The sequence below is a fragment of the Rhodococcus sp. EPR-157 genome, assembly GCF_001647195.1.
Taxonomy (GTDB): domain Bacteria; phylum Actinomycetota; class Actinomycetes; order Mycobacteriales; family Mycobacteriaceae; genus Rhodococcoides.
Genome location: NZ_LVCV01000340.1, coordinates 1 through 25229, shown reverse-complemented (window position 1 = coordinate 25229; position 25229 = coordinate 1). Strand labels below are relative to the sequence as shown.

At 63.0% G+C, this 25229-nt stretch carries 26 protein-coding genes; 11 read left to right on the top strand and 15 right to left on the bottom strand.

The window, feature by feature from the left end; all coding sequences use genetic code 11:
• Both A2J03_RS15760 and thyX read right to left on the bottom strand, forming a co-directional pair.
• Positions 1-449, bottom strand: a 449-nt coding sequence (locus tag A2J03_RS15760; RefSeq protein ID WP_197480807.1) for a dihydrodipicolinate synthase family protein, incomplete at its 3' end; no start/stop codon positions are given.
• Positions 450-492: 43 nt separating this feature from the next.
• Entirely contained in the window at positions 493-1245 is a 753-nt protein-coding gene (gene thyX / locus A2J03_RS15755; protein ID WP_068375689.1) for an FAD-dependent thymidylate synthase, read from the bottom strand.
• 98 nt (positions 1246-1343) lie between these two features.
• Here thyX and A2J03_RS15750 point away from each other — a divergent pair, with 98 nt between their 5' ends.
• A complete protein-coding gene (locus A2J03_RS15750; protein ID WP_068375687.1) occupies positions 1344-1811 on the top strand; it encodes a toxin-antitoxin system HicB family antitoxin in 468 nt (155 codons plus the stop codon).
• Position 1812: 1 nt separating this feature from the next.
• Here A2J03_RS15750 and zwf read toward each other — a convergent pair whose 3' ends face one another.
• The 12 genes from zwf to A2J03_RS15690 all read right to left on the bottom strand — a co-directional run bounded on the left by zwf (position 1813) and on the right by A2J03_RS15690 (position 17568).
• On the bottom strand, positions 1813-3267 hold the full coding sequence (gene zwf, locus A2J03_RS15745) for a glucose-6-phosphate dehydrogenase (RefSeq protein WP_068375698.1): 1455 nt from the start codon (positions 3265-3267) through the stop codon (positions 1813-1815).
• 53 nt (positions 3268-3320) lie between these two features.
• The gene (locus A2J03_RS15740; protein ID WP_068375686.1) at positions 3321-4541 is read right to left on the bottom strand and encodes a winged helix-turn-helix domain-containing protein; all 1221 of its coding nucleotides are present in this window, start codon (positions 4539-4541) and stop codon (positions 3321-3323) included.
• A 3-nt stretch (positions 4542-4544) separates the two neighbouring features.
• Entirely contained in the window at positions 4545-5453 is a 909-nt protein-coding gene (locus A2J03_RS15735; protein WP_068375684.1) for an alpha/beta hydrolase, read from the bottom strand.
• A gap of 14 nt (positions 5454-5467) precedes the next feature.
• A complete protein-coding gene (locus A2J03_RS15730; protein ID WP_068375682.1) occupies positions 5468-5917 on the bottom strand; it encodes a flavodoxin family protein in 450 nt (149 codons plus the stop codon).
• A 2-nt stretch (positions 5918-5919) separates the two neighbouring features.
• Positions 5920-6381: a tetratricopeptide repeat protein gene (locus A2J03_RS15725; protein ID WP_068375681.1), complete on the bottom strand. Its 462-nt coding sequence runs from the start codon at positions 6379-6381 to the stop codon at positions 5920-5922.
• A gap of 6 nt (positions 6382-6387) precedes the next feature.
• Complete coding sequence (gene dapB / locus A2J03_RS15720; RefSeq protein WP_068375696.1) at positions 6388-7146, bottom strand: 4-hydroxy-tetrahydrodipicolinate reductase; 759 nt, start codon at positions 7144-7146, stop codon at positions 6388-6390.
• Positions 7147-7243: 97 nt separating this feature from the next.
• Positions 7244-8347 carry an alcohol dehydrogenase catalytic domain-containing protein gene (locus A2J03_RS15715; RefSeq protein WP_068375679.1) on the bottom strand — a complete coding sequence of 368 codons (1104 nt, stop codon included), beginning with the start codon at positions 8345-8347 and terminating at the stop codon, positions 7244-7246.
• 24 nt (positions 8348-8371) lie between these two features.
• Positions 8372-11038, bottom strand: a complete 2667-nt coding sequence (locus A2J03_RS15710; RefSeq protein WP_068375695.1) for an MGH1-like glycoside hydrolase domain-containing protein — start codon at positions 11036-11038, stop codon at positions 8372-8374.
• A gap of 24 nt (positions 11039-11062) precedes the next feature.
• Positions 11063-12946, bottom strand: coding sequence for a putative nucleotidyltransferase substrate binding domain-containing protein (locus A2J03_RS15705; RefSeq protein WP_068375677.1), 1884 nt, complete (start codon positions 12944-12946; stop codon positions 11063-11065).
• Positions 12930-14483 (bottom strand): GMC family oxidoreductase, encoded by a 1554-nt coding sequence (locus A2J03_RS15700; RefSeq protein ID WP_068375675.1) that lies wholly within the window; start codon positions 14481-14483, stop codon positions 12930-12932. The genes A2J03_RS15705 and A2J03_RS15700 overlap by 17 nt, the downstream gene beginning before the upstream one ends.
• Positions 14480-16000 carry an APC family permease gene (locus A2J03_RS15695; RefSeq protein ID WP_068375673.1) on the bottom strand — a complete coding sequence of 507 codons (1521 nt, stop codon included), beginning with the start codon at positions 15998-16000 and terminating at the stop codon, positions 14480-14482. The genes A2J03_RS15700 and A2J03_RS15695 overlap by 4 nt, the downstream gene beginning before the upstream one ends.
• 38 nt (positions 16001-16038) lie before the next feature.
• Positions 16039-17568, bottom strand: coding sequence for an aldehyde dehydrogenase family protein (locus tag A2J03_RS15690; RefSeq protein ID WP_231912552.1), 1530 nt, complete (start codon positions 17566-17568; stop codon positions 16039-16041).
• 89 nt (positions 17569-17657) lie between these two features.
• Here A2J03_RS15690 and A2J03_RS15685 point away from each other — a divergent pair, with 89 nt between their 5' ends.
• Positions 17658-18200, top strand: coding sequence for a dihydrofolate reductase family protein (locus A2J03_RS15685; protein WP_068375671.1), 543 nt, complete (start codon positions 17658-17660; stop codon positions 18198-18200).
• A gap of 2 nt (positions 18201-18202) precedes the next feature.
• On the opposite strand, the gene A2J03_RS31700 is transcribed toward A2J03_RS15685, so the two are convergent.
• Positions 18203-18571 (bottom strand): hypothetical protein, encoded by a 369-nt coding sequence (locus tag A2J03_RS31700; RefSeq protein WP_231912551.1) that lies wholly within the window; start codon positions 18569-18571, stop codon positions 18203-18205.
• Here A2J03_RS31700 and A2J03_RS15675 point away from each other — a divergent pair.
• The 9 genes from A2J03_RS15675 to A2J03_RS32080 form a co-directional block, all read left to right on the top strand.
• Positions 18472-19398: a DUF222 domain-containing protein gene (locus A2J03_RS15675; protein ID WP_331712379.1), complete on the top strand. Its 927-nt coding sequence runs from the start codon at positions 18472-18474 to the stop codon at positions 19396-19398. The genes A2J03_RS31700 and A2J03_RS15675 overlap by 100 nt on opposite strands.
• Positions 19395-19802, top strand: a complete 408-nt coding sequence (locus A2J03_RS15670; protein ID WP_068375667.1) for a hypothetical protein — start codon at positions 19395-19397, stop codon at positions 19800-19802. Before A2J03_RS15675 ends, A2J03_RS15670 begins: the two co-directional genes overlap by 4 nt.
• Before the next feature lie 209 nt (positions 19803-20011).
• Entirely contained in the window at positions 20012-20371 is a 360-nt protein-coding gene (locus A2J03_RS15665) for an NADH-quinone oxidoreductase subunit A (RefSeq protein ID WP_068375666.1), read from the top strand.
• Between the two features lie 57 nt (positions 20372-20428).
• Positions 20429-20983, top strand: coding sequence for a NuoB/complex I 20 kDa subunit family protein (locus tag A2J03_RS15660; RefSeq protein WP_068375664.1), 555 nt, complete (start codon positions 20429-20431; stop codon positions 20981-20983).
• 17 nt (positions 20984-21000) lie between these two features.
• Positions 21001-21633, top strand: coding sequence for an NADH-quinone oxidoreductase subunit C (locus tag A2J03_RS15655; RefSeq protein WP_231912553.1), 633 nt, complete (start codon positions 21001-21003; stop codon positions 21631-21633).
• On the top strand, positions 21633-22949 hold the full coding sequence (gene nuoD / locus A2J03_RS15650; protein WP_068375660.1) for an NADH dehydrogenase (quinone) subunit D: 1317 nt from the start codon (positions 21633-21635) through the stop codon (positions 22947-22949). Before A2J03_RS15655 ends, nuoD begins: the two co-directional genes overlap by 1 nt.
• Positions 22950-22962: 13 nt before the next feature.
• Complete coding sequence (gene nuoE / locus A2J03_RS15645) at positions 22963-23790, top strand: NADH-quinone oxidoreductase subunit NuoE (RefSeq protein WP_068375658.1); 828 nt, start codon at positions 22963-22965, stop codon at positions 23788-23790.
• 18 nt (positions 23791-23808) lie between these two features.
• A complete protein-coding gene (nuoF, locus tag A2J03_RS15640; RefSeq protein WP_068375656.1) occupies positions 23809-25122 on the top strand; it encodes an NADH-quinone oxidoreductase subunit NuoF in 1314 nt (437 codons plus the stop codon).
• Positions 25119-25229: 2Fe-2S iron-sulfur cluster-binding protein (locus A2J03_RS32080; RefSeq protein ID WP_197480805.1), on the top strand; the 111-nt coding region annotated here is incomplete at its 3' end. The genes nuoF and A2J03_RS32080, both read left to right, overlap by 4 nt.

Here is a 25229-nt window from a genome sequence, read left to right as displayed (position 1 = left end):
CTCGGTGGAATGTCGTAGAGCATGACGGGAAGGTCGGTCGCGTCGGCCACGGCGGTGAAATGCGCGTACAGACCGGCTTGCGGGGGTCGCGAGTAGTACGGCGTGACGACGAGAAGGCCATGCGCGCCCGCGCGGGCAGCGTCACGAGCCAGTTCGACGCTGTGGGCGGTGTCGTTGCTTCCGGCACCTGCGATGATTCGAGCTCGGTCTCCGACGGCCGCGATGACGGCGCGCATCAGTTCGAGCTTCTCGTTTTCGGTTGTGGTGGGCGACTCGCCGGTGGTCCCGGCAAGAACCAACCCGTCATGACCCTGCTCGACCAAGTGGTGAGCGAGCCGCACTCCCGCGTCTATGTCCAGCTTTCCGCCGGCGGTGAATGGCGTCACCATCGCCGTGAGCACCGTGCCGAACGGCTGCTGACTTGGAGGAGCGACGTCACCGTATGTCATGGTCAGAAAGGTTACCCGGTGCTGCGAGACCCCGGCCCCGCGGTCATACCTCGGTGACGAAAGGACTGTGCGCCACTTCCGAACCGTCGGACAGTGCGGAAATTTCGTAGTCGCCGAAGACGTCGGGCGCGACTGCGGCCAACTGGCGGAGACATTCGACGGCAACACGACGAATCTCGATGTCGGCGTGTTCGGATGCTCGCATCGACACGAAATGACGCCACGCGCGGTAGTTGCCGGTGACGACGACCTTGGTCTCGGTCGCGTTCGGAAGCACCGATCGCGCGGCCTGACGGGCTTCCTTGCCTCGAAGGGCTGCGTTGGTGACCCCGTCGAGTGTGTGCTCGAGGGCGTTGAGTAGCTCGACGTAGGCATCGCGGCTCGCGTCCGTGGCCTTGGCGAACAGCGCCTCCAATTCCGGGTTTCCCTCGATCGCCGGTGGAACGATCACCTTGGCGTCGCGTTCGGGTACGAAACGCTGTGAGAGCTGTGAATAGGAGAAATGCCGGTGCCGGATCAGCTCATGGGTGCACGAACGCGAGATGCCGCTGATGTAGAAACTGACCGACGCATGTTCGAGCACCGACAAGTGTCCGACGTCGAGAAGATGCCGAAGATACGACGCATTCGTGGCCGTTCGTGGATTCGGTTTCGACCAACTCTGATAGCAGGCTCGCCCGGCGAATTCGACGAGGGCTTGGCCACCGTCGGCATCCGTCTCCCAGGGAATGTCCTGTGGCGAGACGAAGTCGGTCTTGGCGACCAACTGCACCTTCAGTGACACCGTGTTCGACACTCTCGTCCTCCGCTCGACCTGCTGAAATCTCTTCGCACTCTATGCGTGCATCACTACGACGTCTTGCGTGACGCCATAAATGGCGTCACACTGACGTCATGGAACTCGACAAGTACACCTCCGCGCTACGGGCAGATCTGCTCGCTGCAGCCGCCCTGGGTGACGATCACACGAGAAAGACAGCCGACAGCCTCGGGGCCGCGGCGCAAGCATCGGCGAGACTGATGTTGCTGCAGGCGCTCTCGGACTTCGCCGACGAGATTTCCGAGCAGCTGGACGGACACACGGTTCATCTTCGGCTTGCCGGAACGGATGCTGTTGCAGACGTCACCGCGCACGCCGCCCAGGCTCCACCCGAAGCCGAGCAGCAAATCGGACCAGAGGACTACCCGACGATGGACGACGTCACCGGTGAGATGCGGCGCGTCACACTCCGCATGGTCGAGCACGTCAAGGAGCGCGCCGAGGAGGCCGCGTCGATGAACGGTGTATCGCTCAATTCGTGGCTCTCGCAGGCGGTTCAGGGAGCCCTTCGCGATCAGATGCGCAAGGAACGTCCCTACTGAACTACTTCTTTTCGCGCCACGCCCGCTCGAACGGCAACCGCCACGCATGCGGCGCGATCAGCTGGTGAATGGCATTGGGACCCCACGAACCGGGCGTGTACTGGCGCACCGGCGGCGGGTCCGCCAGCAGCGGCGCCGAGACTTCCCACAGCCGCTCGATGCCTTCGGCTGTGGTGAACAGCGTGTGATCGCCGTGCATGGCGTCGAGGATCAAGCGCTCGTACGCTTCGAGGACGTCGGACACTCGCTCTGTTTCATGGATCCCGAATTGCATGCTCAATTTGTCCAGGCGCATACCTGGTCCCGGGCGCTTTCCGTAGAACGACAACGACACCTTCGATGCGTCGGCCAGGTCGAAGGTGAGGTGGTCGGGCCCCTGGGCACCGACGCCTGACCCGGTCGGGAACATGCTCTTCGGTGGCTCCCTGAACGCGATGGAAATGATCCGCTGACCCTCGGCCAGTCTCTTTCCGGTGCGGAGGTAGAACGGCACGCCTGCCCACCGCCAGTTGTCGATCTCGCACCGAAGGGCGACGAATGTGTCGGTCTCGGAGTCCGGGGCTACGCCCGGCTCGGATCGATACCCGGCGTACTGCCCTCGCACGACCTTCCGTGGGTCGATGGGCAGCATCGACCGAAACACCTTGTTCTTCTCTTCGCTGATTGCCCGAGGCTCGAGCGCGGTGGGTGGTTCCATGGCCATGAACGCGAGCACCTGAAAGAGGTGGGTGACGACCATGTCCTTGAACGCACCGGTCGATTCGTAGAAGTTGGCCCGTCCGTCCAGGGTCAGCTTCTCCGGAATGTCGATCTGGATGTGGTCGATGAAGTTGCGGTTCCAGATCGGTTCGAACAGCCCGTTCGCGAACCGGAACGCCAGAATGTTCTGGGCCGGCTCCTTGCCGAGAAAGTGATCGATGCGGAAGATCTGGTCTTCGTCGAACGTCTCGTGGACTGTGGCATTGAGCGCGATCGCGCTTGCAAGATCGGTGCCGAACGGCTTCTCCATGATGATGCGTGACCGCTTCACCAGGTCGGCAGCACCGAGCATTTCGACTACTGCCAGTGCAGCTTTGGGCGGTACCGAAAGATAGTGCAGTCGTCTCGTGCCGGGTCCGAGTTCGATCTCCGCACGAGCGACAGCTTCACCGAGAGCCGCGGGACCGGCTTTCTGCGATACGTAGCTGAGCTTTCCGGCGAACTGCCGCCACTGCTCCTCGGACACCTTGCGTGCGGAGAACTCGTCGATGGCTTCGAGCGCCATCTGACGGAACTCGTCGCTCGTCATCTCCTCGAGGGACGTTCCGACGACTCGTATCCGCGGCGCCAGATCGGACAGTGCCAAGTGCATCATCCCGGACAGCAGTTTTCTTCGGGCCAGGTCACCGGTGGCGCCGAACAGCACCACGACCTGGGGTGGCAGTTCACTCGATTGCGCAGACGCAGGCGTTGTCACATCTGAAATAGTGGCACCGATGGGCTCCTCCTGCTGACCGAAGCGTCGATCGGTCACACCGACGCCGCCAATTCGGACACGAGATCGCCTCGCTCACCGACCGTGATCGACTCCAGTTCGAGCCATCCGGCCAGTTCACGAAGCACCGGAGCGAGCCGGTCGGCGATGACCGAAGCGTCACGGTCACCCTCGACGAACGCGCCGAGGACCTGGAGCTCGGACCGCGCCCTGTCTCCCTTCAGATCCACCCGCGCCACCAGTTCGCCGTCGAGCAGGAAGGGGAACACGTAATAGCCGTGCACCCGCGTGTGCTGCGGGGGGGAGATCTCGATGCGGTAGTGGAAACCGAAGATCCGCTCGACGCGTGGGCGGAAGAAGATCATCGGATCGAACGGGCACAACAGAGCAGCGCCTTTGACCGACCGCGGGATTCGCGCGTCGACGTGCAGATACGCGGGAGCGCCCCAGTCCGTGACGGCAACCTGCTCCAAGGTTCCGTCCTCCACCAGGTCGGCGATCGCCGTCTTGGTCTGCTTCTGCGAAAGACGGTAGTAGTCACGGAGATCCGGCTCGGTGCCGATACCCAGCGCGAGCGCGGACTGAGCCACCAGGGTACGAACCGCGTCGGACTCGTCGATCCGCTGCGCCAGTACGTGAGGGGGAACGACGCGTTCGGTCAGGTCGTAGTGCCGGACGAACGCGGCGCGAGTAGCAACCGACACGACACCTGCCGAAAAGAGCTGCTCGCAGACGATCTTCACGTCACTGCGATCCCACCACGGACCTTTGCGCCCGGGGCGAGGTGTCTCGAGGGCTTGCTCGATCTCACCGGCACTGGACGGTCCACGGTCTGCGATCACGTCCAGAACATCGTCGGCGAGAGTGGGACTTCGTTCCAGAACCGTCTTGGCTCCGCCCCATCGCCCGTGCTGGTACAGCTCCATCCGCCAGCGCATCAACGGCCAGTCCTCGACGGGGATGAGAGCCGCCTCGTGCGCCCAGTATTCGACGAGCGTGCGCGGCTTTCGAGCCGTGTCGGTCCACGCTGCGGCGTCGATCACGCCACGGTCGTAGGAACCGACCCGGCTGAACACGGGCGCATAGTGCGCGCGAACGAGCACGGACACCGAATCGATCTGCAACAGACGGGTGTTGCCGATCACCTTCTGCACGGCTCGCGCCGACGCGCCCCGCTCGGTCACCGGGTGCGCAGACGCCAATCCCTGAGCTGCCAGCGCGGTCCGTCTGGCCATCGCCGCGGTCATCTCGCGCATGCGTCACCGGCTCCAACCGTGGGTGCGGGCGATATCCTCCATCGTCGCGGCGAGCTGCGACAATCCCGGCTCCTCGATCGGAAAGTGCCCGCACCCCTCGAGCAGGACGAGAGTCTTCTCGCCGGCGATCCGATTCAAGAACCGAATGCTGAGTTCCGGCGGTGTCCAGCGATCCTCCGCTGGATGCACCAGCGTGACCTTCGGTCCCGAGTAGTCCTCGGGTCGCGTATGCCGAAAGGACATGAAGCTACTGAGAAATCCGAGCGGGACCGACACCCCGCCGCCGAGTGGATCCGTGGCGCAGGTCCTGGACAGTTCCGGGTCGAGACTCATCTTGTCGATGTCCATCAGCCACCGCACCGGTACCCGGACCCGGCCCAGCATCGAGGCACCGATCTTCAGCAACGTGGGAGCCGGTCCGCCGAGAACGCTGTAGCGGGCGGCCGCCGAGCGGGCGGCAGGATCCAAGGGGTCGAGCAAGCACGTCGCGACCACATCCGCGACTTCGCCGGTACGCGCGGCAACTTCATAGGCGAGCATTCCGCCCATGCTTGCGCCGAAGAGCACCAACGGCCTCGAATCATGCTGCCGCTCAGCGATAACGAGGTCGGACAGCATGTCGACCCAGTCCTGGTAGCGCACCCGCCCTGGGTCAGCGACGACTGTTCGCCCGTACAGCGGCATATCCGGAAACAACACATCTGCTCCCCGGGTTGCTGCCAGCGCGGCGAACGGCCACAAGGCCCCGGAATGCCCGCCTGCACCGTGGATCGCCAACACCCTGACGGGCGCATCTCCGGTGCCGGCGCGGGCGACGTGAACCTCGATGTCGCGCCACTTCCACGTCGTCGACGTCGGTTGTGTTTCGGTCCGATATTCCGCAGGCAGAAAACTCGCATAACGGTCAGTCATGAAGGCGACGATAGTCAGCCCATCACTGTCGCAGCGAGGGTCCCTCCGAGTTCGTAACCGGAATCCCTGCTCGCCTTGTTCACCGTGGTGAGCTCGAGAGCCTCCGCGGCCAGCTCCAGTCCCCAACCGGTCGCGATCTTGCGGACGGCGGACACGGCACCCGCGGTGTCGTTGTTGCCGTGTACCCACACGCCGTACGGCCGTCCGGCAACGGCGCCCAAACACGGGTAGTAGGTCGTGTCGAAGAAGTGCTTCAGCGCACCGCTCATGTAGCCGAAATTCGCCGACGTACCGAACAGGTATCCGTCCGCGCCCAAGACGTCGGGCACGGTCGCGCCGAGAGCCGGGACACAGCGCACGGTCACACCCTCGATACCGGGATCCGCCGCGCCCGCCAACACCGCCTCCAGCAGCTCGTGTGTCGGCGGCGACGGCGTGTGATGAACGACGAGGAGGGTGGGCATCGTCAGACGGCGTCCTCGCGTTCGAGTGCGACCGCTCGTTTCATCGTTTCGCGGGCACGACCGCGGTCACCGGCGTAGTCGTACGCTCGCGCCAGGCGGTACGAGTTGCGCCAGTTGTCCGGATCCTTCTCCCACTCGGCCTTGACCTGCTGGAACATCTCGTCCGCCGCATCACGTGAAATTCGCCCCGAGGGCATCCGCGGCAAGTCGGACACATCCAGTTCGAGGTTCTCCTCACGGATCCGTTGCGCGAGATGCTGATGCTCGAACCCAGCCTTCAGCGTTGCACCGACAATCCAGACGCCGATGATCGGAAGGAGAATGACACCGATCCCGAGTCCGATGTTGACCACACCGCCGGTCCGGATCAGCGACACTCCACGCGTCCCCAAGAGGTAGAAGTAGAACCCGAGAATCAGCACCATCACGCCGATGACGAGTAGAACCTTCGTTGCTTTGTTCATGCCGGGTTACAGGTCGAGGAACGGATCGAGTCCGACGGTCAGTCCAGGGCGCGCGCCGATCTCGCGTACCCCGAGGAGCACGCCAGGCGCAAACGACGTCCGATCGAGCGAGTCGTGACGAATCGTCAGCGTCTCCCCCTGTGTTCCCAGCAGGACCTCTTGGTGTGCGACCAGTCCGGCAAGGCGGATCGAGTGCACTCGCACTCCGTCGACCTCGGCACCGCGGGCACCGTCGAATTCGGCAGTCGTGGCATCGGGCGACGGGCCTACGCCTGCTTTTTCACGAGCCTTGGCAATGAGTTCCGCCGTACGGTATGCGGTACCCGAGGGCGCGTCGGCCTTGTTCGGATGATGCAGCTCGATGACCTCGACCGAATCGAAGAACCGTGCGGCCTGCTCGGCGAACCGCATGCTCAGAACCGCACCGATGGCGAAGTTGGGCGCGATGAGAACTCCGGTCTCCGGTGACGCAGCCAACCACGATCTGACGGTGTCGAGTCGTTGCTCGTCGAAACCCGTGGTCCCGACGACGGCGTGAATTCCGTGTCCTACCAGAAATTCGAGGTTGTCCATCACGACGTCGGGGTGAGTGAAATCGACCACCACCTGCGTGTCCGCGTCGACGAACGTCGACATTGCATCGCCCTGATCGACGGTAGCGACAAGGTCCAGGTCCGTGGCCGCGTCGACGGCAGCGCAGATCGCCTGGCCCACCTTGCCGCGGGCACCCAGGACGCCGACCCGGATAGGTGCTGCTGAACTCACTTCTGCTCCGCTCTTGAAACTTCTCGACACTTCGTGCACGTCGAAGCCTACTGACTTACCCGGAACTTCCGGTATGCCGGTAACGGATAGGTGACCGTCAGAACACAATGATCTGACGGATCGCGTTGCCGTCGGCAAGTTCGTCCATCCCGCGATTGATGTCGTCGAGTTCAATGCGGGAACTGATCAGCTTCTCCACCGGAAGCCTTCCCTCACGCCACATCTGGGCGTACTTCGGGATATCCCGTGCCGGCACCGCCGAACCGAGGTAGCTCCCGATGATGGTCCGTGCTTCGGCGACGAGGCCGAGGGGCGAGATCGACGACCTGGCGTCGGGAGCCGGGAGGCCGACGGTGATGGTCGTACCGCCGGGCGCGGTCGCAGCGACCGCTGTTTCGAACGCACGGGCGTTCCCGGCAGCCTCGATGACGATATCGGCCTTGATTCCTTGCTCTTCACGCTCGGCGGGCGAATAGGTTTGTGTCGCACCGAGTTCCCGAGCAGTGGCAAGCTTGTCCGCGACACCGTCGACGCCGATCACTTCCCCTGCCCCGACGGAGACTGCCGTCAGAATGGACGCCATCCCGACGCCGCCGAGACCGATCACCATGACCGACTGTCCTGGGCGGGGCCGGCCGGCGTTGAGAACCGCTCCCCCACCGGTGAGAACCGCGCAGCCGAGAACCGCAGCAACGTCGGCGGGAATGTCGTCGTCGACCGCCACGACGGACTTCCGACTGACCACTGCGTGCGTGGCGAACCCCGAGACCCCGAGGTGGTGCTTGATCTCGACGCCGTCGCGAACCAGCCTGGCACCGCCGTCGAGCAGCGTTCCCGCGTTGTTGGCGGCACTGCCGGGCATACAGGGCATCTGACCGTCCGTCCGGCATCCCGCGCACTCACCGCAGCGTGGCAGGAAGGTCATCACCACGCGTGTTCCGATCGGCAGGTCGTCGACGCCGTGGCCGACGGACTCGACACGCCCGGCAGCTTCGTGACCGAGCAACATCGGCACCGGCCGGACCCTGTTCCCGTCGACGACGGACAGGTCCGAATGACACAGTCCGGCGGCCTCGATACGGACGAGGACCTCGCCGTCACCCGGCGGTGCGAGATCCAGTTCGGAGATGGAGATGGGCTGCGATTCGGCGAAGGGCCGGGATCGTCCGATTTCCTCGAGTACTGCGCCGCGGATCTTCATGCGCCCCACTCTAGGTGAGCCGCCTCACAGCGGTAGCCGCGGCCGGAGCAGGTGGGCGACCAGCCCCGTCCATCCGGTCTGATGGGAAGCGCCGAGCCCCTCACCTGTGTCACCGTCGAAGTACTCGTTGAAGGTCGGGTGCACGCTCCACAGTGGATCGTCACTGGATTCGATCCGGTCACCATCGGCAGGCCGTTTACCGTTCACCGGTCGGAACAGCGATGCCAGACCGTTGTCGATGAGATCGGCGGCCTCGGTCAACGTGCAGTGGTTGCCCGAACCGGTCGGGATCTCGATAGTGAACGACGTGCCGTAGTGACGGCCGTACGCCCGCAGTTTGTCGGCGAGCAGAACGTTGACCGGGAACCAGATCGGGCCGCGCCAGTTGGAGTTTCCGCCGAACATCCCGGTGCGGGATTCCCCCGGCTCGTACTCGATCGAGAGGCTGCGCCCGTCGATGTCGTAGGTGACACCATCCCGGTAGGACGCGGACAAGGACCGAATCCCGTACTGCGACAAAAACTCCTCGGAATCGAACATTCGCGCGAGCACTCGCTTCAGCCGCTCGGGTTCGACCAGTGACAGCAACACCTTCACCTCGCCGCCGTCCTTACGTGCCAGCAGCGGACTGATCATCTCCGGCCGGCGACGTTGAACCCATCGCAATCGTGCTGTCAGATCAGGGCATTCGTCCTCGACCCACGACGGAATCTCGGTCGCCCCGAGGATCGGCAGCAATCCCACCATCGACCGCACCCGCAGCGGTACCGCGTCCCCAACAGGAGGCACGAGCACGTCGTAGAAGAAGCCGTCCTCCTCGTGCCACAGCGAAATATGCTGCGAGCCAAATGACTTCACTGCTTTGGCGATCGACAGGAAGTGGGCGAAGAACTTGGTTGCGACGTCGTCCCACGCACTGTCGTGCCGGGCGAGTTCCAGCGAGATCTTGAACATCTGCTGGCAGTAGAACGCCATCCAGCTCGTCGCGTCCGACTGCTCCAACCGGAAACCGGGAGGCAGCGGCGCGGATCTGTTGAACAGTCCGATGTTGTCCATTCCCAGGAATCCGCCCTCGAAGATATTCGAGCCCTCGGAATCTTTTCGATTGACCCACCACGCAAAATTGAGCAGCAGCTTCGTGAATACCCGGACCAGGAAGTCGCGGTCACGGTAGCCGTCGATGCGGTACACGTGCCACGCTGCCCATGCATGCACCGGCGGGTTGACATCGCCGAACTCCCATTCGTACGCGGGCAGTTGACCATTCGGGTGCATGGACCACTCGCGGCACATGAGCACGAGCTGCTCCTTGGCGAAGTCCGGATCGACGTGCGCCAGCGGAATCGTGTGGAAAGCCAGGTCCCATGCGGCAAACCAGGGATACTCCCACTCGTCGGGCATCGAGATCACGTCTGCAAGCGCCAGATGCCGCCAATGCGTATTGCGTCCTCCATGAGCTCGACGAGACTCGGGTGCAGGCTCTCCTACTCGGTCGCCCTCGAGCCACTGATCGACGTCGTACCGGTAGAGCTGCTTGGTCCACAACAGACCTGCATACGCCCGCCGAGCGACGTGACGATCCTGCTCGTGAAGATCTGCGCCGATTATCGAACCATAGAACTCGTCGGCCTCGGTCCGACGGTCGGCGACGACGGCGTCGAAGCCACGGCCGAAAGTCTGCTCATCGGGGGCGTTGGTGGACAGGCGAAGCTTGACCTCGACCGTTGCTCCCGGCGCGATATCGTCGAAACCGAACCAGAATGCGGACTTGGTTCCGGTCTGGTCCGGATTCACAGCGCTCTCGTCCCCGTTGACGACGCGGTTTCCGATTCCGTCCTTGCTGAACGGCGTGCGGTTCTCCTGCCCCCACAGCTCGGCGGCGTTGGTCTCGTTGTCGCAGAACAGAACTTCCGGGTGCCCCTCGGCACTGAGGTAGTACCTTCCCAGAAACCCGTGCTCGGCTTCGACAGCGCGTATGCCGCCGGTCTGAAGGTCCGGTGGCACGAGCTCTTTCAGGATTCCCGCACGGTCGTCGCGTCCCCACGCCCACGTGTTGCGCAACCACAGGTGTGGCAGCAAGTCCACCGACTCGGCCTCGGGACCGTGGTTGGTGATCGAGATGACGATGCAGATGTCGTCGGGTGACGCCTTGGCGTAGGTCACCTGCACGTCGAAGAATCGGTTCTCTTCGAGGATCCCCGTATCGGCGAGTTCGTACTCGCGTTCGTCACGCCCGCGTCGGGCGTTCTCCTCACGAAGCTGCTGGTAGGGGTACTCGGCGTGCGGGTAGCGATAGAGCCACTGCATCCAGCTGTGGGTGGGGGTGCCGTCGACGACCCACCAGTACTCTTTTGCGTCCTCACCATGGTTGCCCTCACCGTTGGTGAGCCCGAAGAGCCGTTCCTTGAGGATCGGATCCTTGCGATTCCACAGTGCGAACGCAAAATTGAGGAAACCGAAACGATCGCTGATTCCGCCCAATCCGTCCTCGCCCCAGCGGTACGCGCGCGCGTGCGACTGATCGAACGGGAAGGACTGCCAGGCATCGCCGTCTGCTGAGTAGTCCTCGCGCACAGTGCCCCACTGACGACCGGCGAGATATGGACCCCACTGCCGCCACGGTCCGCTGACTCCCGGCGATTCGGCGAGGCGCGAATGTTCAACGGTGGAGGGACTGTCGTCGTCGGTCACGGGCACCAGTCTGCTATCTCCGGGTCACGGACGCACGCCGACGTTGCTGGCCAGGTATCCGACGCGTCGCTGCACGGCCGCGATCTCACGAACGCCGTCACCGAGCAGACTTCGTTCGAGGGCCGAAAGCTCTGCCATCACGAGAACGTCTCCGGGCGGCACACCCGCTTCGACCTGAGCGATCTGATGTCCGAGCCGCAGTCGCTGCAGCAGATCGAACACCTCGGTGAGAATCTTCACGTCATGATCGGCCAGTAGCCCGTTGCCCGACGCAGCCGCCAATCGAGCGGGGGTCGACGCGGAGGCAAGTCCAACGGACAGGCCGCCCCACCTGGCGAGGTTGACGATGGGAGTGATGGCGTGTGCCTTCAGGTCGAACGTGCCCCCGCGTCGCGCCAGCACGTCGCGTAGTGACCGAAGCCGCGCACGTCCGGCCAGGGCGTCACGAAGTTGCAGGCGAAGCGCGTCGGGATGATCCTCGGCAAGTGTCCGGTACACCTGTGGCACCGTGTGTAGCTCCCGGTTCCCCCAGACGACTCGACCGTCGACGAGCAGCGAGGACATGATCAGGCCGGAGTCTCCGGCAGGATTCCCACGATCGCCGAACGGATTGCTGAGCCAGTGCGCTGCCGCGGTTCGCCACTGGCTGGCCGATCGGGCGAACCTCGGAGAGCTGGCGACAGCCCCGTTGGAATCGGCAGGGAGACCGCACTCGGACAGGGTTCGATGCACGCGCGACGCCAGATCCATCAAGGCTGTATCCCTCGTCCGTTCTCCGCCGTGTGGGTCGGGAAGCAGATCGGACCAGGACAACGCGCTGTCCACGTCGGACGACGGCATCGCCTCGCGCCGCGCGACGCTGCCAAGCGTCAGCCATGCCATCTCGGTGCGCGGGACCTCGGGATTCGCGTTCCACTCGAGCTCGAGCGCGCGACGTACGACGCTGTCGATGACGACGGACAGAATGGCGCTGACCGCAGTGGCCTCCGTTCCACTGCGGAACATATCCACCGCGAGACCTGGGATTCTGCGCGCGGCCACCGCTAGTTCGTCCGAGTTGGACGCTAGCGCAACCGACCGCCTCAGAACGAAGCTGCGACTGGTCGACGCCGCGTGCAGTTCACCGTCCTCGACGACCCCGAGCACTTCACCTCGAGTCGACAACACCGGCATGTGCCGCAATCCTCGGTCGAGCATGTCCACGAGCACCGTTGCAGCAAGGCGATCTGCAGTGACAGTCTCGGCAGGCGCAGTCATGACCACCCTGATCGGGGTATCGACGCCGATCCCCGCAGCGACCACTCGAATCCGAAGATCACGATCGGTGAATATTCCGTGTGAGCCGTCCGGTAGCGGTACGACCACGCACGAGGTGCCGCTGTCGGTCATCCGCTGGACGGCGTCACGAACCCCCGTTTCAGGATCCACGAGCACCGGCGGCCCTGACACCAGTTCCCCGACAGTTCGTTTCGTACTCCGATCCGTTGGTCCGCCGACCTGAGCGTTGGCAGTCGACACAGCATCGGCCAGAAACTTCAGACCCGCCGGGTTCGAGAACAGCGGACGCATCAGAGTCCCCGGCAACTGGATCAGCGAACTCGGTTCGGTCGTACGAGCCACGAATCCGAATGCGGCCCCGGACAGCATCGCCGAGAAGCCGAAGACACCACCGACGTCGATGGCATCGATAGGCACTGCCGTCAGAGCCGAGTCCTCGGGGTGAAGTATCACCACCCGACCGCTGCACACCACCCACACCGAATCCACATCACGCATATCTACATCGAGAATCGTTGCTCCGGTGGCAAATTCGGATCGGACAGCATTGCTTGCCAGTTCCGCCAGCTCACCCGGCGTCGCGGACTGGAACGGCGGAAACCGACGGAGAAATTCAGCTGTGTCGTCCACGAACGAGATCTGCGCACTTCTCCGCCATCGTCATGACGGTGATGTTGGGGTTGACCGGAGGTAGCTTCGGCATCGCGGACGCGTCGACGACGCGCAGATTGCGAACGCCCTTGACTCTCAGTTCCGGATCGAGAACCGCCGAAGGATCGCTGACGGAACCCATTCGGGCAGTTCCAGCAGGATGGTAGACCGTGTTGTGGGCCTTGTGCACGTAGTCGAGAAGGTCGTCGTCGGTCACCGCTTCGGGGCCGGGCGCCAGTTCTCGTTCGATCCACGAGGCCAGTGGACCCTCGGCTGCAATTGTCCGTGCCAACTTCAGCCCCGCGAGCATGACCGCGTCATCGTGGCCTTCCGGATCGGTGAAGTAACGCGGATCGACACGTGCACGGTCGCGAAAGTCCCGGCTGCGCAGTCGAACCGTTCCACGCGAGCGGCCCTGAGTAACGTTCGGCGTCAGGCAGAATCCATTGTCGGTTGTCGGATAGCCCCAACGAAGTGTGTTCATGTCGAACGGCACGCTGCCGTAGTGCATCATCACATCCGGATAGTTCAAGTCAGGGGTCGTCCTGGCGAACACGCCGATTTCCCACCACTGCGACGACGTTGTCACCATCGGACGCGATGCATCCCAGAACACCAAGCCCTCGACGTGGTCGTCGAGATTCTCCCCCACTCCGGGAGAGTCCACTCGGACCGCGATACCCATTGCCTGCAACTGTGCTGCTGGGCCGATCCCAGACAGCATCAGCAACTTCGGAGTGTCGATCGCACCGGCTGTGACGATCACTTCCCGACGTGCGGACACCGTGTCGTACCCCGTGAGATCGGGCCTCTGATATCGCACGCCCGTTGCAGTGAGTGCGTCGTCGATCAGGATTTCACTGATCCAACAGTGGGTCCGGACTTCGAGGTTGGGCCGTGAATCCAGGATCGGATGCAGGTACGCGTGCGAGGTGGACATTCGCTTGCCGTCCTCGCCCGCGTTGATCTGGAACCACCCTGCACCGTCGAGCACGGTGCTACCCCGGTTGAACTGAACGGTAGGCAGACCTACCCGTGCAGCAGACTCCAGAACCGCTGCGCCGCAGGGATCCTCCGGCGGAACGTCCCTCATCCGAACCGGCCCGTCGTGGCCACGTCCGGTGTCGTTGTTCTCCACGCGTGCTACCAGCGGCAGAATGTCCTTCGCACCCCACCCGGTTGCTCCCGCGGCTTCCCAGTCGTCGAGCGTTTCGGCAGGTGGATGGAACGCGATGCAGGAATTGTGCGACGAGCATCCGCCCAGGACTTTTGCGCGGGCGTGCCGCATGAAGCTGTTTCCGCGCTCCTGTGGCTCGACCGGATAGTCCCAGTCGTAGCCGGAGTCGAGTAGGTGCATCCATTCGGAGAGCTCGAGAATGGCGTCGTCACCGACGTCGGACGGACCGGCCTCGACGAGGCAGACAGTGACGGAGGGATCCTCGCTCAATCTGGCGGCGAGGACGCACCCGGCCGTTCCGCCTCCTGCTATGACGTAGTCGAACACTGTGTCGCTCACGTAGGGCTCCTGTCGTCACCGGTGGATGCGTGCGAAACCAACGTACCGATGTGATGGCGCCCCTTGATCCCGTACCAGGCCAGACCGAGCAGAAGGATCGCGCCGATGTACACGAACGCGCCGAAGGTGTTGTACCAGGGGCTGCCGTACACCTCCACTCGCGGCCACGCCAAATTCAGAGCCATTGCCGAACCCCACACGACGGCGACGATGTTGACCAGCATTCCCCACCTGCCCATGGTGAAGTAGCCTCCCGGCTTCAGATCCTTCGGTGGCCATTCGCCTTTGAGGCGCTTGGCGAGCAGTGGTCCGGTCACCATCAGGTAAGCGAGGTAGATCATGATGATGGCGATCGAGGTGAGCACCGTGAAGATCTGAGGTTGCCCGACGTTGACGACGAGGATCGCGATCGCGAGCACGCCGATCGTGATCGCCGGCACCACCGGAGTCTGAGTCTTGGGGTTGACCCTCGCCAGACTCTCCCCGAACGGGAGTGCATTGTCGCGTGCCATAGCGAAGGTCAATCGGATGGCAGCGGTATGAACTGCCAGCGAGCAGACGATCACCGCGATGACGATGCAGATCAGGAATATCGTGCCGAGAGGGCCCCACATCACTGCTTCGACGATGGACTGCAGACTGCCCTCGGGTGTACCGAGGGACGGATCGTCGAGGTCGGGCGCAGCCATGACCGCGAACACAAGAATGGCACCGCCGATCACGAAGGACGCGAGGATTGCCCGCAGGATCGCTTTGGGCGCGGTCCGTCGCGGTTCCACGGTCTCCTCGCCGAGTGACGACGCTGTATCGAATCCGTACATGACGTAGCCGGACGCGAGTGAGGCCACCAGAAAAGCCGACAGAAAGCCGCCACTTTCGCCTGCGCCGTAACCGTTGGTGGAGAAGAAGACTTCGGGACCTCGGGTGATGTTCGCGGCCAGAATGACGGCAATCAGCACTGCGGCGATGAGTTCGATGAACACGCCTGCGCTGTTGATCATTGCCATCAGTTTGACGCCGAGGGCGTTGATTGTCGTGGTGATGGCGATCATGATCGCGCCCAACAGGACAGCGTTGGTCGCGAAATCGTTGTCACCGCTGCCGTCCCCGATGATCTGAAAACCGCTCCAGATTCGAGGAAGGTTCAGTTGTAGCGCGAGCACAACCGCCGACAGCGTGACGATCGAGGCGGTCAACATCAGCCACCCGGCCGACCACCCCACGATCCGACGACCGAGCAGCTTCGCCCAGTTGTACACCGATCCGGCGACCGGATATTTCGCCGCCAGCTCCATGAAACACAATGCGACGCAGAGTTGACCGAGGAACACCATCGGCCACGACCAGAGATAGGCCGGCCCTGCGGTACCGAAACCGAAGTAGAACAGCTGGAATGTTCCGGTGAGAATCGAGATGTAGCTGACGCCGGCGGCGAAGCTCGCGAACTTGCCCAAGCTTCGGTCGAGCGATTCCTTGTAGCCGAAATCGTCCATACCGCTGTCGGAATTCAATGTCATGGCCCGTACTGCCTTTCGTCTGGCAGAAATCGAGGAACTTATCGAGTGTGGAACCATCCCGCCGCCGTTGGCGAAGTGTTGTGCCAAATGTGCTTTGCTTCTTGATATTCGGACAATCCGGACGGACCCAACTCCCGGCCGTTCCCCGAACGCTTGAATCCGCCCCATTCCGCAGCGGCTGTGTAGATGCCGAAATCGTTGAGCCACACCGTTCCGTGACGCAGTCCGCGCACCATCCGCTCGCCTCGCGCACTGTCCGACGTTCGGACACCCGCCGCGAGACCGTAGTTCGTGTCGTTTCCGAGTCGCAGGGCTTCCTCCTCGGTTGTGAAACGCTCAACAGTGAGTATGGGGCCGAACGTCTCCTCTTGCACGATTTTCATGGAGCGGTCGCATTTGTCGAAGATCGTCGGGAGGAAGAAGCTTCCATCGGCAAGGCGCGGATCCTCCGGCCTGGTGCCACCGATCACCAATTCGGCGCCCTCTTCGATGCCGAGGGCGACGAATCCTTCGATCTTGGTGCGCTGCGCGTGAGACACGAGCGGTCCGGTTTCGCTCTTCTCGTCCAGCCCGGATCCCATTCGTATTCCACGCGCACGCTCGGCGATTGCGTCCACGAACCGGTCGGCGATCGATTCTTCGACGATGAGGCGTGTTCCTGCCGAACACACCTGACCGGAGTGCAGGAACACTCCGGTGAGCACGTGGTCGACCGAATTCTCGAAGTCCGTGGGATCTGCGACGGCATCGGCGAACACGATGTGCGGATTCTTCCCGCCCAGCTCGACGGCCACTTTCGTGACGTTGGCTGCGGCAGCACCAAGGATCGTCCGTCCGGTGGCCAGTCCGCCGGTGAAGGAGATGAAGTCGACCTCCGGGTTCGCAGTCAGTGCTTCGCCGAGCACGGCGCCGCTCCCCTGAAGGAGGCTCAGGACCCCGGGGGGCACGCCTGCCTCCTCAGCAAGCTTGGCGAACGCGATGGTGCTCAGCGGCGTGACCTCGCTGGGTTTGAGAACCATCGTGCATCCAGCCGCGAGGGCAGGCGCGATTTTCCAAGAGATCTGCAGCAGCGGATAGTTCCACGGGGCGATCATCACGCATACACCGATGGGTTCGTGCACGACGCGACTGATGATTTCGGGACGTCCCACATCGACCAATCGATCTGCGTGCACTGCCGCAAGCTCGGCGTAGTAACGGAACACCGAGGTGACGTCGTCGATGTCGATTCGACTCTCGGCCAACGTTTTTCCAGTGTCGAGTGTCTCGATTCGCGCGAGTTGCTCTTTGTCGCGCTGCAGAAGATCCGCGATCTTGGACAGCAGTGCGGTCCGGTCCGATACGGGCGTCGACGCCCATGTACCCTCGTCGAACGTTCTGCGCGCGGTCGCGACAGCTCGTCGGGCGTCGTCCGGGGTCGCTTCGTCCACGACGAGCACTACACTCCCGGTAGCCGGATCGATGACCTCACGGGTGCCCCCATCGGAAGCTCCAACCCATTCTCCATCGATCAGCAGCGAGGGCCGCAGGTTTCCTGGTTCGATTGCTGTGTTGCCGGACGTGGACACGTGGCACTCCTTCTCGCTGCTGACCGGAAGATTCGTGATCAACCGTATGCCCGCGATGAGTTTTCCGAATGTCACGGGTCGAATTCGGCATGAGAAAAGTGACAGCAGGGCTCTTTCATTCCGTCGACGGAGTAGTCGAAGCTCCGGACGAGTGGCAGTTCGATAGTTTCGACCCCGAGATGAGTGAGGAACTCGGCGCCATGATGGCTCGCGTGGATGCGGTCGTTCTCGGTCGCGTCGGCTACCAGGACTGGTCGGCGTACTGGCCGACGGCGCACGACGACGGGTTCGGCGCATTCATCAACGGGGTCTCCAAACATGTGGCTTCCACGACGCTGACGGGCGCGTTGGAGTGGGAGAACGCGTCGGTTATCCCCGGCGACGCGCATGAGTTCATCGCCGCGATGAAGGACACCGAGGGCGGCGAGATCGCGGTGTGTGCAGGAATCTCGATTGTTCGAAGCCTATTTTTCGCCGGGCTCCTCGACTCCCTGACGTTGATGACCCACCCGGTGATCGTGGGTTCCGGCCGGCGATTGTTCGAGCCGCAGGATCCATTGACAAGGCTGGAGCTGCAGGCATCGCGGGTCACCAGCGCGGGGAACGCGATAGTGACCTACGGAATCAAGTGAGATCAGGAGCACGCAGCGAGAAGTCGGGCAACATCGACGTCGTCCAATCCCACGGGCGGATTGTTCATCATGATTTCGCGGAGGCGCCCCACGAACGCCGGACGACTGACGCCGAAATCCGTGAGCACATCCTCGCCCGGTCCGCTGCCGCGCGGAAACTGGACTGCCGGGTGATCACGCATGGTTTCCTCCGAGTGCCATCGATTGTCGGACTCCGCGGCAGTCCCGAGTCGGGGGTCGAGGACTGCACCGGAGTTGAAAGCTAAATCAAGTGTACGGCCCGATTCGTTACACATCGGTTGCGGATGGAACGCGCGGTACCGTTCGAGACGTGCCTGGCCGAGGCCGTCGACCTCTGCAGTACTGGCCATCGCTCGCCAGGCCTGAAGCGGGCTCCCCTTCTCTCCGCAGTCTCTCGAACGGGGTTCGTTTCCCCAATGGGATGGCCCGCATGTCCGCGGTACTGGGTGCAGTCGATGCGGCCGAACTGACCGCAATACTGGATCGCGAGTGTGAGCGGGTGTGCATGCTGGATCCCCGCACCCTCGACACCCGAAGATCCGACGCCTTCGCCGCTCGACTCCGCGGTGGGCACCTCACCTGCAACTGCGGATTCCCCGACTGCCAGCCGCCTTCGGACACCGAGGACACCGAGGACACCGACAAGGGGCAGGACGAACCGAACGACAGCAGCGACCGGTCGGCGACACCCACACCCAGCAACGACACCGAACCCAACGACACTGATTCGACGATAACCGAATCCGCTACCGGCACCGGCCGACCCAGCGACAGTACGACCGACGCGGGAAACTGCAACTGCGGACGCCCCTTCGCACCTCCCGACACCAGCGCGACGAAGCCGCTGATCCACATCACCGCAAACTTGGAGACGATCCTCGGCCTCCAGAGTCGGGCTGCGTATCTTCACGGCTACGGACACCTCGACCCCACCACCCTGCGCACCCTTGCCCAGGACGCCACCTGGCAGGTCATCTTCACCGTCGGTCGCAAATATCTCGACGCCCTCACCACGAGCGCCCGATGCAGCTGTGGCCAACCGAGAAGCTCCCCGACGACGTACTACACATCACCGACCCACACGGAAGCCACTACTTCAGCCCACCCGAACTGTGAGGGTTCCGTTGGCCGAAACGACTGCCGCGCCCAAAATTCGGACGTAGCATCGCATGCGTGACCGACCCGCTGCGCATCCTCGTCTACAGCAGCAACACCAACACGCGTACCGCGGTGACAACTGCGATCGGCACGCACCCCGACTCCGCGTTGCCTGCATTCGAGTACATCGAAGTCGCCAGCGAGCCCATGGTGGTGCACTATCTCGACGCTGGCGCAATCGACCTCGCGATCCTCGACGGCGAGGCCACACCGGCAGGCGGGATGGGTGTCGCGAAGCAATTGAAGGACGAAATCGAGCATTGCCCTCCTCTTGTCGTACTCACCGGCAGGCCGGACGACCGATGGCTCGCCGATTGGTCCGGGGCGGAGGCCGCCGTGTCCCATCCCATCGATCCGTTCGTCCTCACCCGTGCGGTCACTGACTTGCTGTCGAACCGATCGAATTCCATCGGTCACAAGTGATTCCACCGTTCGACCGGCACGACGGCCAACGCTCGGTGCAAGATCAACTTTATTGCCGACACGCCGGCTCGCTGGTCGAAAACCGAGACAAGTCGGGGCATCACAACGGTAGGCTGTGTTTCAGCTCACATTTTTCTCTCGGCTAAGGACCTCTTGGCCGACGGAGCTCCCCAGATGCTCACGAGGCAGGTACGGAGAGGCTGAACAGGTTGAACGAGTACATCCCCGTTTTCGTCCTCGGCGCTGTCGCAGTCGCCTTCGCCCTCGTGTCCGTCGTCATCGCCGCAGTCATCGGCCCCAAGCGCTACAACCGCGCCAAGTTGGATGCCTACGAATGCGGCATCGAACCCACGGCTCAACCCATGGGCGCCGGGCGATACCCGGTGAAGTTCTACCTGACGGCGATGCTGTTCATCATCTTCGACATCGAAATCGTATTTCTCTATCCCTGGGCGGTGCACTTCGATGCGCTGGGGATCTTCGGACTGCTCGCCATGATGATGTTCATCGTCAGTGCCGCAGTTGCCTACGCCTACGAGTGGCGACGCGGCGGACTGAGCTGGGACTAGATCCCGTAGCTACCTGCGTCGCATACAACGAGTCGCATACAACGAGAAGGGTCTGACATGGGTCTCGAGGAGAAGCTGCCGAGCGGCTTCCTGCTGAGCACGGTGGAGGGTCTTGCCGGCTATGTCCGTAAGGGCTCGCTGTGGCCTGCAACGTTCGGACTGGCGTGCTGCGCCATCGAGATGATGGCCACCAGCTCCGGCCGGTTCGACATCGCGAGGTTCGGAATGGAGGCGTTCCGGGCGTCACCCAGGCAGGCCGATCTGATGATCGTCGCAGGCCGAGTCAGCCAGAAGATGGCACCGGTTCTCCGTCAGATATACGACCAGATGGCGGAGCCGAAATGGGTTCTGGCGATGGGGGTATGCGCCTCCTCGGGCGGGATGTTCAACAACTACGCGATCGTTCAAGGTGTAGACCACGTAGTACCCGTCGATATCTACCTGCCAGGTTGTCCGCCGCGCCCCGAGATGCTGCTCGACGCGATTCTGAAGCTGCACGAAAAGATTCAGGAAATGCCGCTCGGCGCCGATCGGGAGAAGGTCGCTCGCGCCGCCGAAGAGGCTGCGTTGCAATCGAGGCCGACGATCGAGCTGAAGGGCTTGCTGCGGTGACCGTCGATCGACGCGGGATGTTCGGCGTCTACGGTTCCGGCGACACATCGGGTTACGGTCGATTGGTCGTTCCGGTTCTTGCCCAGGGCAGTTCGGAGCGGCCCTACGGTGGCTACTTCGACTCCATCGCGGACGAACTGACAGCAACACTCGCCGCAGCCGGCACAGCATTCGACGATGCAATCGAATCCGCCGTCGTGTTCCGCGGGGAAATGACGTTGCACGTTCGGCGGGAGCACCTGCTTCAGGTCGCGACAGATCTACGCAACGAGCCCGGACTTCGGTTCGAGATGTGCCTCGGCGTCAACGGTGTCCACTACCCGCAGAACACCGGTCGCGAACTGCACGCGTCGTATCCGCTTCTGTCGATCACGCACAACCGACGGGTGCGGCTGGAAGTATCGGTCCCCGAGTCCGATCCGCACATTCCCAGCCTTGTCGGCATCTACCCCACGAACGACTGGCACGAACGTGAGACCTACGACTTCTTCGGTATCCAGTTCGACGGGCACCCGTCGTTGACGCGCATCCAGATGCCGGACGACTGGGTCGGTCATCCCCAGCGCAAGGACTATCCACTGGGCGGAATCCCTGTCGAATACAAGGGTGCCAGTATTCCTCCCCCAGATCGACGGCGGGAGTACAACTGATGACCGACACAGCAGGCCACGAGAAGTCGTTCACGGTGTCCGGACAGGATTGGGACGACATCGTGACAGCCGCTGCCGAATCGTCTGCGGCGTCGTCCGAGGAACGAATCGTCGTCAACATGGGACCTCAGCATCCCTCGACACACGGGGTGCTCCGTCTCATTCTCGAGATCGAAGCCGAGACCGTCACCGAGGCCAGATGCGGAATCGGCTACTTGCACACCGGTATCGAGAAGAATCTCGAATTCCGCAACTGGACCCAGGGCGTCACATTCGTCACTCGGATGGACTACCTGTCGCCGTTCTTCAACGAGACCGCGTACTGCCTGGGCGTCGAAAAGCTCCTCGACATCACGGACGATATCCCGGAACGCGCGAGCGTCGTACGCGTGATGCTGATGGAACTCAACCGCATCTCCTCCCACCTCGTCGCGCTGGCCACCGGCGGCATGGAATTGGGAGCAGTGACTGCGATGCTCTTCGGGTTCCGCGAGCGTGAACTGATACTCGACGTGTTCGAAACGATCACCGGTCTGCGTATGAATCACGCCTACATCCGGCCGGGCGGGTTGGCTCAGGACCTACCAGACGGCGCGATCGAGAAGATCCGCGAGCTTCTGACGACCCTTCCCGGCAGACTTCGCGACATGTCGAATCTGTTGGACGACAACCGGATATGGAAGGCACGCACCAAGGGAATCGGCTACCTCGACCTGACCGGATGTATGGCACTCGGCATCACCGGACCCATGCTCCGATCCACCGGTCTCCCGCACGACCTCCGCGTGTCTCAACCCTATTGCGGCTACGAGAACTACGAATTCGACGTCTGCACCGACACCGGTTGCGACGCGTACGGCCGCTACGTCATCCGTGTCGCGGAAATGAAGGAGTCACTGAAGATCGTCGAACAGTGCCTCGACAGGCTGCGTCCGGGGCCTGTGATGGTCGACGACAAGAAGATTGCGTGGCCTGCCGATCTCACGGTCGGTCCCGACGGCATGGGGAATTCCACAGAGCACGTCCGCGACATCATGAACACGTCGATGGAGTCTCTCATTCACCACTTCAAATTGGTGACCGAGGGGTTCCGAGTGCCTGCGGGGCAGGTATACATCGCAGTGGAATCCCCACGTGGAGAACTGGGCGTCCATATGGTCAGCGACGGCGGCACCAGACCGTTCCGGGTGCATTATCGAGACCCGTCGTTCACCAATCTCCAAGCCGTGGCGGCCACGTGCGAAGGCGGAATGGTCGCCGACGTCATTGCCGCAGTCGCCAGTATCGACCCCGTCATGGGCGGAGTCGATCGATGAACAGGGTCGATCGATGAGCGAGAAGGTCTACCTTCGGTTGGGTACCCGTGCTGCCCCGTACCCGGAAAGTGTCCGCGCACGACTGGAGAAAGACGCCGCCGCTATCGTCGCGCGCTACTCCCCGCCCGAGGCACCCGACCCGCAGATGGCGCGCTCGGCTCTGTTGCCGCTGCTGCATCTGGTTCAGTCCGAGGACGGGTACGTCTCCCCGACCGGAATCGAGTTCTGTGCGCAGATACTGGGTCTTACCGGGGCCGAGGTCACTGCAGTGTCCACGTTCTACTCGATGTACCGACGTGAACCGACCCGCGACTACCTCGTCGGGGTGTGCACCAACACGTTGTGCGCGATCATGGGTGGCGACGCCATTCTCGAATCGCTGCGCGAACATCTCGGGCCGTCCGACGACACGGTGACGCTGACGCACGTCGAATGCAATGCGGCGTGCGACTACGCACCCGTCGTCATGGTCAATTGGGAGTTCTTCGACAATCAGACGCCGGAATCCGCTCGGAACCTGGTCGATGCGTTGCGCTCGGACGAGGAGGTCGTTCCCACCCGCGGTGCCTCGTTGTGCACCTTCAGGGAGACCGAACGTATCCTGGCCGGCTTCCCCGACGACCGTCTCGGCGCCGTCGAAGCCGGTGGAACGGCTGGGGAACCGACTCTCGCAGGATTACGTATCGCACGTCGAGCGGGAATGACAGCGCCCGCGGCGTCGGAACCCGACGACAGCGGCGCGGCACCCATCGGCTCGGAAGCGGCCAATGCGGCGGCATTCGCAAAGGACAAGCCAGCGCCCGCGCCCGGGGAATCGGTTCCACCCGAGAAGGGACACTGACGTGGAAAGGACACTGACGTGCCATTGACTCCGGTGCTGAGCAGCTATTGGGACGATCCCGAATCGTGGACCCTCGAAACATACGAGCGTCACGGGGGTTACGAAGGACTTCGGCGCGCATTCGACATGCCCGAGGACGACGTCATCGCGCTGGTGAAGGACGCAGGGCTCCGCGGTCGCGGCGGGGCGGGTTTTCCGACCGGTATGAAGTGGAGCTTCATCCCGCAGGGTGGTGACAAGAAGGGCGGGGACAAGCCGCACTACCTTGTGGTCAATGCCGACGAGTCCGAGCCGGGAACCTGCAAGGACATGCCGCTCCTGCTCGCCACCCCGCAGGTTCTTCTCGAAGGAATCATCATCGCCGCGTACGCCATTCGAGCGCATCGCGCGTACATCTACCTCCGCGGGGAAGTTGTCCCGGTACTGCGCCGCGTACATGCGGCAGTCGCCGACGCATATGCCGCGGGCTACCTCGGCACGGACATCATGGGTAGCGGATTCGATCTCGAAGTCGTCGTGCATGCAGGTGCGGGCGCGTACATCTGCGGGGAGGAAACCGCGCAACTCGACTCGCTCGAAGGCCGCCGCGGACAACCACGTCTGCGCCCTCCGTTTCCAGCTGTCGCCGGGCTCTACGCCTGTCCGACGGTGGTCAACAATGTCGAATCGATTGCGAGTGTTCCGGCAATCCTGCGCAACGGTGTCGATTGGTTCCGCTCGATGGGTAGCGAGAAGTCGCCCGGTTTCACGCTGTACTCGTTGTCCGGTCACGTCACCACACCCGGTCAGTACGAGGCACCGCTCGGCATCACGCTGCGCGAACTGCTGGAGTACGCGGGCGGCGTCAGGGCAGGTCATTCCCTCAAATTCTGGACCCCCGGCGGCTCGTCGACCCCGATCTTCACCGAGGAACACCTCGATGTGCCGCTCGACTACGAGGGCGTCGCCGCGGCAGGTTCGATGCTCGGGACCAAGGCACTTCAAATATTCGACGACACCACGTGCGTCGTCCGAGCCGTGCGCAGATGGACGGAGTTCTACGCTCACGAGTCCTGTGGCAAGTGCACGCCGTGCCGCGAAGGCACCTACTGGCTCGTCCAGATCTACGAACGGCTCGAAACAGGCCGCGGCACCGAAGCAGATCTCGACACCCTCCTCGACATCGCCGACAGCATTCTCGGAAAGTCGTTCTGCGCTCTCGGCGATGGTGCCGTCAGCCCGATCACATCGTCGCTGAAGTACTTTCGCGACGAATACCTCCAGCACATCGGCGCGCCGTGCCCGTTCGATCCACACCGCGCCACGCTGATGGCGGGAGAGCTGACATCATGAGCGTCGAAGCCCAGACCGTGACCGTCAGCATCGACGGCAACGAGCTCCAGGTCCCGCCCGGGACGCTCGTGATCAGAGCCGCCGAGCTGAGCGGTATCGAGATTCCC

Bases quoted from the DNA above. Each gene is read 5' to 3' on its own strand.
- A2J03_RS15750 (WP_068375687.1), top strand. From the start codon at position 1,344: ATGGAACTCGACAAGTACACCTCCGCGCTACGGGCAGATCTGCTCGCT.
- A2J03_RS15740 (WP_068375686.1), bottom strand. From the start codon at position 4,541: ATGCGCGAGATGACCGCGGCGATGGCCAGACGGACCGCGCTGGCAGCT.
- A2J03_RS15735 (WP_068375684.1), bottom strand. From the start codon at position 5,453: ATGACTGACCGTTATGCGAGTTTTCTGCCTGCGGAATATCGGACCGAA.
- A2J03_RS15730 (WP_068375682.1), bottom strand. From the start codon at position 5,917: ATGCCCACCCTCCTCGTCGTTCATCACACGCCGTCGCCGCCGACACAC.
- A2J03_RS15725 (WP_068375681.1), bottom strand. From the start codon at position 6,381: ATGAACAAAGCAACGAAGGTTCTACTCGTCATCGGCGTGATGGTGCTG.
- A2J03_RS15715 (WP_068375679.1), bottom strand. From the start codon at position 8,347: ATGAAGATCCGCGGCGCAGTACTCGAGGAAATCGGACGATCCCGGCCC.
- A2J03_RS15695 (WP_068375673.1), bottom strand. From the start codon at position 16,000: ATGACATTGAATTCCGACAGCGGTATGGACGATTTCGGCTACAAGGAA.
- A2J03_RS15685 (WP_068375671.1), top strand. From the start codon at position 17,658: ATGAGAAAAGTGACAGCAGGGCTCTTTCATTCCGTCGACGGAGTAGTC.
- A2J03_RS31700 (WP_231912551.1), bottom strand. From the start codon at position 18,571: ATGGCCAGTACTGCAGAGGTCGACGGCCTCGGCCAGGCACGTCTCGAA.
- A2J03_RS15660 (WP_068375664.1), top strand. From the start codon at position 20,429: ATGGGTCTCGAGGAGAAGCTGCCGAGCGGCTTCCTGCTGAGCACGGTG.
- A2J03_RS15655 (WP_231912553.1), top strand. From the start codon at position 21,001: ATGTTCGGCGTCTACGGTTCCGGCGACACATCGGGTTACGGTCGATTG.
- nuoD (WP_068375660.1), top strand. From the start codon at position 21,633: ATGACCGACACAGCAGGCCACGAGAAGTCGTTCACGGTGTCCGGACAG.
- nuoE (WP_068375658.1), top strand. From the start codon at position 22,963: ATGAGCGAGAAGGTCTACCTTCGGTTGGGTACCCGTGCTGCCCCGTAC.